Genomic DNA, 8878 nt, shown 5'->3' on the forward strand with positions numbered 1-8878 from the left:
CTGATCGCTGATGTCGGTGGCGAACTTCACCACCTTGTAGGGCCGGCCGGCGGCATCGAGGATCGGGTTGTAGGAGGCCTGGATCCAGACCTCGCGGCCGTCCTTGCCGATCCGCCGGAACTGGGCGGCCTGATAGGTTCCGTTCCGCAGGGCCGCCCAGAAGGCCCGGTACCCCTCGCTCTCGCGGTGGGCGGGGTCCACGAACAGGCTGTGATGCTGCCCGATCACCTCGTCGCGGGTGTAGCCCATCGCGGTCAGGAAATTGTCGTTGACCGCCGTCACCGTGCCGTCGAGATCGAAGGCGATGACCGCCTGCACCTTGTCGATCGCGGCGATCTGGCCGGCGCGGTCGGCCTCCTCGGTCCGCTGCTGCGTGATGTCGGTGGCGAACTTCACCACCTTGTAGGGACGGCCGCGGACGTCGAGCATCGGATTGTACGAGGCCTGGATCCAGATCGGCCGGCCGCCGCGGCCCACCCGCTGAAATTGACCGGATTCGAATGCGCCGGACCGAAGGCGTTCCCAGAAGGCCCGGTAGTCCGGCGCGTCCCGCTGGGCCGGATCCATGAACAGGCTGTGGTGCTGCCCGACGATCTCGGGCAGCGTGTACCCGACGACGTCGAGGAAATTGCGGTTCGCCGAGAGGATCCGCCCGGCCAGATCGAACTCGATCACGCCCTGAACCCGGTCGAGGGCCGCGAGCTTGGCATGCGCTTCACGGACGTTCAGGGCAGAAAACATGGCGCGTCGGCTTCCTCTGGGCGGGCCAGGCGCAGCGCGCCTCGACCCGCCGGGTGTACACCTGAAAGTTGCAATGGGAAGATTAACATAGGGTGTCTTTATACCAGTATAAAACCGGTCGAATACAGCACTCCACCGCAGGCCGGTTTCGCGGCGGCCGAAAGCCCACGCGGCGACCATAAGGCTCCGTTTACCATTCCTGCACAGGATCAGGCCCGACCCGCGCGGATCGGCATCCGCGCGGCCTGGAGTCGTTGCCCGGCATGATGTCACGCGCGGAACGCACGCCCCTGACGGACTGGTGGTGGACCGTGGACCGCGGTCTGCTCGCGGCCCTGTTCGCGCTGATGATCGCGGGTCTGGTCTTCCTGATGGGCGGCGGCCCCCCGGTGGCCGAACGCATCGGCCTCCCGACCTTCTACTTCCTCAACCGGCAGGCGATGTACCTCGCGCCGACCATCCTGCTGATCTGCGCGGTGTCGTTCCTGTCGCTGCGCGGCATCCGGCGGCTCGCGCTGGTCACCTGGGTCTGCGGCGTCGTCCTGTGCCTGCTCGCCGGCAAGTTCGGGCCCGAGATCAAGGGCGCGCACCGCTGGATCCAGTTCGGCTCCTTCGGCCTGCAGCCCTCGGAATTCGTGAAGCCCGCCTTCGTGGTCGTCGCCGCCTGGGCCTTCTCGGAAGGCGCCCAGCGCCGCGACATGCCGGGCGGGATCCTCGCCCTGCTGCTGCTGCCGATCACCATCGTGCCGCTGCTGCTCCAGCCCGATTTCGGCCAGACCATGCTGATTACCATGGTGTGGTGCGCGCTGTTCTTCGTGGCCGGCCTCCACCTGATCTGGGTGGCCGTCCTCGGCGTGCTGGGGCTCGGAGGCGTGTTCGCTGCCTATCTGTTCTTCCATCACGTGCGTGAGCGCTTCAACAAGTTCCTCGACCGGGATTCCGGCGGCGGCTTCCAGGATTTCTGGTCGCGGGAATCCTTCCGTTCGGGCGGCTGGTTCGGCACCGGGCCGGGGGAGGGCGTGGCCAAGCGCCACCTGCCGGACGCGCATACCGACTTCATCTTCTCGGTCACCGGCGAGGAGTTCGGCGTGATCGTCTGCCTGTGCCTCGTGGCCCTGTTCGCCTTCATCGTCCTGCGCGGCCTCAAGCTCGCCCGCCGCACCGACGACACCTTCTCGCGGCTGGCGATCACCGGCCTGACCACGCTGTTCGGCCTCCAGGCCTGCATCAACATGGCGGTGAACACCCAGCTGATGCCCGCCAAGGGCATGACGCTGCCCTTCGTCTCCTACGGCGGCTCCTCGCTGATCTCGCTGGCGCTCGGCACCGGCTTCCTCGTCGCCCTGACCCGCAAGCGTCCCCGCACCGTGATGCTCAGCCAGAAGCCCCCCGGCACCGCGCCGGCCACCGTCGCCGGAGTGATGCGGTGACGGTCTTCACCCCCACGATCCTGCTCTGCGCGGGCGGCACCGGCGGACACCTGTTCCCGGCCGAGAGCCTCGCCCACGCGCTGCGCGCCCGCGGCATCCGGGTGGCCCTCGCCACCGACGCCCGGGTCGATGCCATCGCGTCCGAGTTCCCGGCCTCCGAGGTCGTCACCATCGCCTCGGCGACGCCGTCCGGCCGCTCGCCGCTGAAGCGGGCCGGCGCCGTGCTGACGCTCGGCCGCGGCTTCGGCGTGGCCGCGAAGGAGATCCGACGGATCAACCCGGCCGCCATCGTGGGCTTCGGGGGCTATCCGACCGTCCCGCCGGTGCTGGCCGGCCAGATCCTGCGCGTGCCGACGATCCTGCACGAGCAGAATGCCGTGATGGGCAGGGCCAACGCCTTCCTGGCGCGGGGCGCCCGCACCATCGCCACCGGCTTCAAGGACGTGCGCGGCGTGCCCGAGAAGGCCAAAGCCCCGCGGATCCACACCGGCAACCCGCTTCGCCCGGCGGTGATCGAGGCGGCGAAGATCCCGTATCCCCCCCTCGGTCCGGATGACGCCCTGCGACTCCTGGTGTTCGGCGGCAGCCAGGGCGCCCGGGTCATGGGTGAGGTCGTGCCCGAGGCGATCGCCCGTCTGCCCGCCGCGCTGCGCGCCCGGCTGCACCTCGTCCAGCAGGTCCGGCCCGAGGACCTGACGGCGGTGCAGAACCGCTACCTCGCCATGGGGCTTGCGGGGATCGAGGCGGCGCCGTTCTTCAAGGACCTGCCGGCCCGCATGGCCGCGAGCCACCTCGTGGTCTCGCGCTCGGGCGCCTCGACGGTCTCCGAACTAGCGGCGATCGGCCGCCCGGCGATCCTGGTCCCGCTGCCCGGCTCGCTGGATCAGGACCAGGCTGCCAACGCCGCGACCCTCGACGCGATCGGCGCGGCGCTGGCGGTGAAACAGTCGGATTTCACGCCCGAGCGCCTCGCCGCGGACCTCACGGCCTGCTTCGAGACGCCGGCAAAATTGACCGCAGCGGCCGATGCGGCCAGAAGCGCGGGCATCCATGACGCCGCCGAGAGGCTGGCCGAGGTCGTCGTCGAGACGGCCGCCCGCACCTGATCCTCCCGGGATTCCGCATCGGCGATCCCGACACCAGACGGTTCGACCCATGAAGCTGCCCGACAAGCTCGGACCCATCCACTTCATCGGCATCGGCGGTATCGGCATGTCCGGCATCGCCGAGGTGATGCACAACCTCGGCTACACGGTGCAGGGGTCGGACGCCTCGGACAACACCAATGTCCGCCGTCTCGCCGAGAAGGGCATGCGCACCTTCGTGGGCCACGACGCCCAGAACGTCGAGGAGGCGGCCCTGGTCGTCGTCTCCACGGCGATCCAGCGCGACAATCCCGAGCTGCAAGCCGCCCGGGAGCGCCGTCTGCCGGTGGTGCGCCGGGCCGAGATGCTGGCGGAGCTGATGCGCTTCAAGTCCTGCGTGGCCATCGCGGGCACGCACGGCAAGACCACGACCACGTCGCTGGTCGCGACGCTGCTGCTGGCCGGCAACCTCGACCCGACGGTGATCAACGGCGGCATCATCAACGCCTTCGGCACCAATGCCCGCATGGGCGAGGGCGACTGGATGGTAGTGGAGGCCGACGAGTCCGACGGCACCTTCCTGAAGCTGCCGGCGGACGTCGCCATCGTCACCAACATCGACCCCGAGCATCTCGATCATTTCGGCTCGTTCGATGCCGTGAAGGACGCGTTCCGGCGATTCATCGACAACATCCCGTTCTACGGCTTCGCGGTGATGTGCATCGACCATCCGGTGGTGCAGGATCTCGTCGGCCATATCGAGGATCGGCGGATCATCACCTACGGTGAGAATCCGCAGGCGGACGTGCGCCTGATCGACGTGGACCTGCGCGGCGGCCAGAGCCGCTTCCGGGTGATGATCCGCGACCGCCGCCCCGGCTACCGGATGGAGATGGAGGACCTGGTCCTGCCGATGCCGGGCAAGCACAACGCGCTCAACGCCACCGCGGCGCTCGCCGTGGCGCACGAGCTCGGCGTGAAGCCCGACGCGATCCGCCAGGCGCTCGCCGGCTTCGGCGGCGTCAAGCGGCGCTTCACCCGCACCGGCGAGTGGAACGGCGCGACGATCTTCGACGATTACGGACACCATCCGGTGGAGATCAAGGCGGTGCTCAAGGCCGCGCGCGCCTCGACCGAGCACGGCGTGATCGCCGTGGTGCAGCCACACCGCTATACCCGGCTGCAATCGCTCTTCGACGATTTCTGCACCTGCTTCAACGATGCCGACACGGTGATCGTGGCGCCGGTCTACGCGGCCGGCGAGACGCCGATCGAGGGCTTCGACCGCGACAGCCTCGTGGCGGGCCTGCGCTCTCGCGGCCACCGCGACGCCCGGGCGCTGGAGCGGCCGGAGGAACTTTCGGGGATCATCGCGGAGCTCGCCAAGCCGGGCGACTACGTGGTGTGCCTCGGGGCCGGTACGATCACCCAATGGGCCTACGCGCTGCCGGGCGAATTGGCCGCGCGGGGACGGTAAGGGGATGCGCGGGGCCGATCCGGAACCGGCCCGTTTCCGGCGATGCCTGCGCGGATCACAGACCGAGGCCGAGCGCCGCCTCCGGTGTCGCTTGCGGGACCGGCGTCTCGGCGGGGCCGATGTCGTCCGGCGGGAATCGATCAGGCGCTGTGTTGCGGAGTTCGACTCCCGAACGTCACGCCTGATTGTCATGCGGAATGGCGACCACCACGCGGACAGCGACCATGGCGTTCGGGCCCCGTGGCTGACCGCACAGGGCTCTCGCGTCCTGGGGTTCTGGAATGCCGGGATCGTGAACACCGTCGCCCGCGTCCGAGACACGATCTTGTCCGTGCCGCCCTCAACTCACCGCCTGCCGCGAGAGGGTCGCGACGACCCCGTCGTCGGCACGGACCGCCCGAAGGGCGAAGGTGAGGGGGCGGCTTCAGTCGAGCCACAGCTGGAGCCGCCCCCTCACCCTCGGCTGCCGCCCCGATGCGACGACATGGTCGTCGCATCCCTCTCCCCGCAGGCGGGGAGCGGGGAGATCCAAAGATGACCGCATCCCTCCACGACCGTATCCGCGCCGCCGCGCCCGATCTTCGCGGGCGTCTGCTCGCCGACCAGCCGCTGGCCGACCTCACCTGGTTCCGGGTCGGCGGCCCCGCCGAGGTCCTGTTCATCCCGGCCGACGAGGAGGATCTCGCGCGCCTCCTCGCCACCCTGGACCCCGACGTGCCGGTCACGGTCATCGGTCTCGGCTCGAACCTGATCGTCCGCGACGGCGGGGTGCCGGGCGTGGTGGTCCGGCTCGGCGGCAAGGCGTTCGGCAGCGTCGCGATCGACGGCGACACGCTGGCCGTGGGCACCGCGGTTCCCGACATGCGCCTCGCCAAGGCGGCCGCCGAGGCCGGTCTCGACGGGCTCGCCTTCTACCGCGGCATCCCGGGCTCGATCGGCGGCGCGCTGCGCATGAATGCCGGCGCGCATGGCGGCGAGACCACCGACGTGCTGGTGGAGGCGCGCGGAATCGACCGCCGGGGCGCATTGCGCACCTTCAGCCACGCCGACATGGGCTTCTCCTACCGGCATTCGGATGCCCCGGAGGACGTCATCTTCACGAGCGCCCTGTTCCGGGGCAAGCCCGGCGACCGGGCCGCCATCGAGGCGGAGATGGAGCGGGTCACGGCCGCCCGTGAGGCCGCCCAGCCGATCCGCGAGCGCACCGGCGGCTCGACCTTCGCCAATCCCGAGGGCGGCAAGGCGTGGCAGCTCGTCGACGCCGCCGGTTGCCGGGGCCTGACCCGGGGCGGCGCCCAGGTCAGCGAGATGCACTGCAATTTCCTGATCAACACCGGCCAGGCGACCGCCGCCGATATCGAGGGACTCGGCGAGGAAGTCCGTCGCCGGGTGCGCGAGACGAGCGGCGTCGAGCTGCGCTGGGAGATCCGGCGGATCGGCGCGGCGGCCGCCCCCCGGTGAGCGCGGTGTTCCCGCCTCGCCGATGCGGCCGGGATACGGTGCTCGTCTGCCACCGGTGACCGTCCGGTCCCTGCAGAGTCTGTTTGAAGCCGACCTATTCGAGGTGCCCTGATGTCCAAGCACGTCGCCGTCCTGCTGGGCGGCACCTCCGCCGAGCGCGAAGTCTCGCTCAGTTCCGGCAAGGCCTGCGCCGACGCCCTCGAAGGCGAGGGCTACCGGGTCACCCGGGTCGATGTCGGTCCCGATATCGCCTCCGTGCTGACGGCGCTCAAGCCGGACGTGGCCTTCAATGCGCTGCACGGCCCGGACGGGGAGGACGGCACGATCCAGGGTCTCCTGGAGATCCTCAGGATCCCCTACACCCATTCCGGCGTCCTCGCCTCGGCGCTCGCGATGAACAAGGAGCAGGCCAAGACCGTCATGCGCGCGGCCGGCGTCGACGTGCCGGAAGGCCGGATCGTTAACCGTCGTGAGGCCGCCAGGACACACCCCCTGCCGCCACCCTATGTGGTGAAACCCATCGCCGAGGGCTCCTCGGTGGGTGTGATCATCGTGCGCGACGGGCGCTCGCACCCGCCACAGATCCTCGCCTCCGAGGAGTGGACGTTCGGCGAGCAAGTCCTTGTAGAACCTTACATAGCCGGCCGCGAGCTCACCTGCGGGGTGATGGGCGACAGGGCCCTCGGCGTGATCGAGGTGAAGGCCGCGACGGGGGATTGGTACGACTACGACGCTAAATACGCCCCGGGGGGGTCGGTGCACGTGCTCCCGGCCGAACTTAAACCAAATGTTTACCAGCGTGTCCAAGAACTGTCGTTAACGGCGCATCAAGCACTGGGCTGTCGGGGCGTCAGCCGTGCCGACCTTCGCTACGACGACACACCGGGTGGAACCGGTCTGCTCGTCGTGCTGGAGGTCAACACGCAACCCGGCATGACCCAGACGAGCCTTGTGCCGGAGATGGCGGCCCATGCGGGCCTGAGTTTCGGTGAGCTCGTCCGATGGATGGTGGAGGACGCTTCCCTGAATCGCTGAGCGGCGACGCCGCCGGCCGGACCGGTCCCGCGCGCCTCGCTGGCGCGATCCTGGGCCGGCTCGCCGGCCGCGTCTCGCCTCGGTCGCTCTCGGTCCGCCGGGCCCGCTCGGGCCAGCGCCTGAGCGAGCGCCTGCCGCGCGGCGTCGGCGTGGTGGCGGTCTCCGTGTCCGCCGCCGCCATGGCGCTCGCCGGTTTCGTGGCGAGCGGCCGCTACGACGCCTTCGTGGCGGAGCAGGGCCGTCCCCTCGACATCGCGGCGCGCGTCGCGGGCTTCGGCGTCGAGCGCGTCACCATCTCGGGCATCTCCCGGATGTACGAGCGCGAAGTGCTGGCCGCCGCCGGCATCGACTGGCGCTCCTCGGTTCCCTTCCTCGACGTCAACGAGGTCCGCGAGCGGCTGCTGCGCGTGCCGCTGATCGCCCAGGCCTCCGTCCGGAAGATCTATCCCAACGAGATCGCCATCACCCAGGTGGAGCGCGAGCCCGCGGCCCTCTGGCAGAAGAACGGCGAGATCAGCGTGATCGCCGCCGACGGCACCGTCATCGACGCCATGCGGGACGACCGCTATGCCAGCCTCCCCCTGGTGGTCGGCGACGACGCCAACACCAAGCTTCCGGAATATCTCGCCCTCATCGCCGCCGCCGGTCCGCTCGCCGAGCGGATCAAGGCCGGCACCTACGTGTCCGGTCGGCGCTGGACCCTCAAGTTCGACGGCATCGACGTGCGCCTGCCCGAGGCCGACCCGGCCGCGGCGCTCGCCCGCCTCGTCCGGTTCGAGCGCGAGGCCGGCCTGCTTGAGAAGGACATCATCGCGGTGGACCTGCGCATGCCGGACCGCCTCGTGGTGCGCCTGACCGAGGAGGCCGCCGCCGCCCGTGCGGAAGCCCAGAAGGCGAAGAAGAAGGGCGCGGCCAGCTGATGCCCTTCCTGTCGATCTCCGCCCGTCCCGCCTCCCGCGTCCGGTAGCGTCAATGCACAGCCAACACGGCCTCACGCCGCGCTTGAAGCCGCTCTCCGCCCGGCGCTCGACCACCCTCTCGGTGCTCGATATCGGCACGAGCAAGGTGGTCTGCCTCATCGCCGAGCTGCAGCCCGCCGAGGCGCTCACCACGCTCCGCGGGCGTACCCACCTCGCGCGCATCATCGGCATCGGCCACCAGCGCTCGCTCGGCCTGAAGGGCGGCGCCATCGTAGACCTCGCCGCCGCCGAGGGCGCGATCCGTCAGGCGGTCCACGCCGCCGAGCGGATGGCCAAGGTCGAGGTCCAGTCGGTCATCGTCAACATGTCGGGCGGCCGGCTCGCCTCGCAGCATTTCCAGGCGCGGGTGAACGTCCGCTCCGGCACCGTCACGGGCAGCGACGTCGAGCGGGTGCTCGAGACCGCGAGCGCCCACGGCGTCAGCCCCGGCCGGGCCGTGCTGCACGCCCTGCCCACCGGCTACGCCCTGGACGGGCAGGGCGCCGTCATCGACCCGTCGGGCATGATCGGCGAGGCGCTCAGCGTCGACCTGCACGTGGTCACCAGCGAGCTGGCCGCCGCCCGCAACGTCATGCTGGCGGTGGAGCATTGCCACCTCGGCGTCGAGGCGGTGATCGCCACGCCCTACGCGGCCGGACTCTCCGCGCTCGGGACGANGAGGCCGAGATG

9 protein-coding genes are annotated in these 8878 nt (G+C 70.2%); 8 read left to right on the top strand and 1 reads right to left on the bottom strand.

The features are described from left to right. The coding region (locus I53_RS26020) for a PAS domain-containing protein (protein WP_043356319.1) at positions 1–741 on the bottom strand (741 nt) is incomplete at its 3' end. A 263-nt stretch (positions 742–1004) separates the two neighbouring features. On the opposite strand from I53_RS26020, the gene I53_RS26025 reads away from it, so the two are divergent. The 8 genes from I53_RS26025 to I53_RS26060 all read left to right on the top strand — a co-directional run. Further along, complete coding sequence (locus tag I53_RS26025) at positions 1005–2171, top strand: FtsW/RodA/SpoVE family cell cycle protein (protein ID WP_043356321.1); 1167 nt, start codon at positions 1005–1007, stop codon at positions 2169–2171. Further along, positions 2168–3277 (top strand): undecaprenyldiphospho-muramoylpentapeptide beta-N-acetylglucosaminyltransferase, encoded by a 1110-nt coding sequence (murG, locus tag I53_RS26030; RefSeq protein WP_043356323.1) that lies wholly within the window; start codon positions 2168–2170, stop codon positions 3275–3277. The genes I53_RS26025 and murG overlap by 4 nt, the downstream gene beginning before the upstream one ends. A 49-nt stretch (positions 3278–3326) precedes the next feature. Beyond that, on the top strand, positions 3327–4733 hold the full coding sequence (murC, locus tag I53_RS26035; protein ID WP_043356325.1) for a UDP-N-acetylmuramate--L-alanine ligase: 1407 nt from the start codon (positions 3327–3329) through the stop codon (positions 4731–4733). Between the two features lie 4 nt (positions 4734–4737). Continuing rightward, positions 4738–5271, top strand: coding sequence for a DUF559 domain-containing protein (locus tag I53_RS26040; RefSeq protein ID WP_043356327.1), 534 nt, complete (start codon positions 4738–4740; stop codon positions 5269–5271). After that, positions 5268–6194, top strand: a complete 927-nt coding sequence (gene murB, locus I53_RS26045) for a UDP-N-acetylmuramate dehydrogenase (RefSeq protein WP_043356329.1) — start codon at positions 5268–5270, stop codon at positions 6192–6194. Before I53_RS26040 ends, murB begins: the two co-directional genes overlap by 4 nt. Before the next feature lie 111 nt (positions 6195–6305). After that, entirely contained in the window at positions 6306–7229 is a 924-nt protein-coding gene (locus I53_RS26050; RefSeq protein WP_043356331.1) for a D-alanine--D-alanine ligase, read from the top strand. Beyond that, a complete protein-coding gene (locus I53_RS26055) occupies positions 7196–8149 on the top strand; it encodes a cell division protein FtsQ/DivIB (RefSeq protein WP_043356333.1) in 954 nt (317 codons plus the stop codon). The genes I53_RS26050 and I53_RS26055 overlap by 34 nt, the downstream gene beginning before the upstream one ends. 52 nt (positions 8150–8201) lie before the next feature. Further along, the coding region (locus I53_RS26060; RefSeq protein ID WP_043356335.1) for a cell division protein FtsA at positions 8202–8878 on the top strand (677 nt) is incomplete at its 3' end.

It is taken from the genome of Methylobacterium sp. B1, assembly GCF_000333255.1.
Lineage (GTDB): Bacteria > Pseudomonadota > Alphaproteobacteria > Rhizobiales > Beijerinckiaceae > Methylobacterium > Methylobacterium fujisawaense.